The organism is Endozoicomonas sp. SESOKO2 (assembly GCF_024606245.1).
Taxonomy (GTDB): Bacteria; Pseudomonadota; Gammaproteobacteria; order Pseudomonadales; family Endozoicomonadaceae; genus Endozoicomonas_A.
The window spans coordinates 1-2,443 of sequence record NZ_JAHHPQ010000100.1; the positions used below are offsets into that span (position 1 = coordinate 1).

General features: G+C 46.4%; 1 protein-coding gene. It reads left to right on the plus strand.

The features are described 5' to 3' along the window. Nucleotides 1-2,443: TcdA/TcdB catalytic glycosyltransferase domain-containing protein (locus KDK17_RS02625; protein WP_257287276.1), on the plus strand; the 2,443-nt coding region annotated here is incomplete at both ends.

Genomic DNA, 2,443 nt, shown 5'->3' on the forward strand with positions numbered 1-2,443 from the left:
GTCAACAAAAATCAATGAATTGATCGGCGATACCCCGGTTAAAACCGTTAACCTGATTGGCTCAGCCATTGATCACAACGGGCTTGTCAGCCAATACCTGAAAGACACCCTGAAAGCGACAAGAACCCGCACAGTAACTGCCCGTGACGGTCTTTTGAGGGTCGACATCTGGGGGCGTCTGTGGGTTGGCCTGCTTGCAGACACGGGTCTGGTCACCTGGTCACTGGACGACAGGCCTGACAGGCTGAAAGCATTTCGCACCAGTGATGGTAAAGTCACGGTCGAACGCTTGCCTGAAGCCCCGTATGTTGAAGCTGACGCTGGACTACGACAAATGCCTTCTGTGTTGTCACAGAACAGCGGGCTGCTGGGGCCGGTTAATCCCGATAATGCAATACCGACCCCGGAGATGTTCAGGTTAAGCCTTAAGTCGCATCTGGGTGCTCTCAGTTCGGATGATTTAGAATCGCTAGAGGAAAAAATCGCAGAATTTGATCGACTTCGCCAGGAGGGGTCCGCCCTTAAAAAATACGGCCTTGTCTATCGGATGCAGGAAAACCTGCCCAAAATTCTTGCCGGGGGCGCTGCCGTCTCCCACCTTGCCGCGACCATAAACCAGTACCTGCTGGATGCACTGGCCGAAGTACCCAAAAATCTTCACTTTATCTGGATTGGTCGTCTCAACGAAGGTGTTAAGGACTATCTCAAGGTCTGGGCTAAGACGAATTCCTGGCCATTAACGCTTTGGTACGACCCGCAGTCGTTTCTGGCACCCGTGCTTGCCCGGGAAATACATAAGGCTGTTGCCGCTGAAAAAATACCCGAATCATTCCTGACAGCAGAAAATGCCAGTGATGAATTTGTGGAACGTGTTAATCAGCTGCAGGATCTGGCCTATAGCACCATAAAAAAAGGCATCGCTGAGGGCAAAACCTTCGACGACATGGCAAAGGCATTTTTAGTCAAGCATTTGGCTGTGGATCAAAGCGAATTAGAGACAATACAGGAAGAAAGCCTGAAGCAATTCACGGAGTTCACCAATGAGATAGCCAGGCTTCAGGGCAACCCTGAATCCGAAAAATTCAGGCTGGCAGATATCAATACACTCTGGCAGCCAGACGATGAAGCCAGCCCGAAACAGTGGTACGTGAAAGAACTTGGGCTGAGGGGGATTTTAGCCGCAGCCTCTGATTTGGTAAGGATAGAACTGCTGATTAAAAATGAGGGGGGTGTCTACCTGGATGTCGATACATTGCCTTCTCATAATGACGAATTGTTTAAACACATTAACATTCCGCAAGAAACTTCATTTAAAGTCAAACCGGACCAGTTAATTAACCATATGATTATGGAGTATTTTGCTGAGCCAGGGCCGGAACAACTGTTTTCTAACAGAACACCTGATCCAGAAACAGAGAAAATATTTAACGAAATAAAAGAAGAGCACCCTGTTTTTATTAAGGCTATTAAAGAAGCCATCGCTAATCACAACGACAAGCCGCTTTTCGTTTTTCCAGAATCGCTCAGGGTTATTCCTGGTTCAGTGGAATTTTATTTAACCTATTTGGGATCAACCCATTGCAACAACAATCTTATTATCGCACCACAAGATACTGAAGCTCTCAAGGCAGTTAAGCAATATATTATACGACGACATCAATTAATTGAACGTTTCAATAATGATAGCTTATTAAAAAAATCTGATACTGATATACATAAAATGGCAGAATCAATCGCCAATGAATTCGACGATTATCGAGAAGTCACCTACGCCGTTTTAAATTATCGGCAAGATGGAATACTGAATCAATCCAGATCGACGGTTTTTATATCCGGAGTGCAGCCGTTTCTTACAGTCTCCGGTCGTTATTTGTCTGATTTTTTTGCAAGAAAGGATTTGCGTCATCGTGAATTAAGACAATTTTTCATGCAGGTTAATCCATTAGCAAAGATTGATTTAGTCAGTGAAGATACTGATGAAAGCACCAGAAGCTGGGTGCCTGAAGCTGATAAAACCGTGCGTTATGCCCTGACCGCTGAGCATGACAGCCGTTATAAAAACCAGATTATTATCCAGCTGGGTAACAGCGAGAATGAAGCCAAAGCCAGCCTATATCTGAAGAAAAAATACCAGCCCGATTTTAGCCGACTTATACGACTAAAGCCTGATGGAACCCTGATTGATACGGAGACAAGTCTCGACATTAAACTGGAGGCATTGCAAGCTGATTTTCTTAAAGACGACACCCGTATTATTGTTGTGGGTCACGGCAGTAAAGTTCAGGGAGAAGAGGCCGGTTCCAACTCGTTTCTCCTGGGCGGAAAGACCGTCGGTCAACTGGCCGAGGTGCTCAAGCACGTCACCGCCGGCCGCTTTGTCCACACTGTCAGTGTCGTGGGTTGTGGCGCTGATGCCAGCGGAGAGCATTACCCCGTAGAAGAT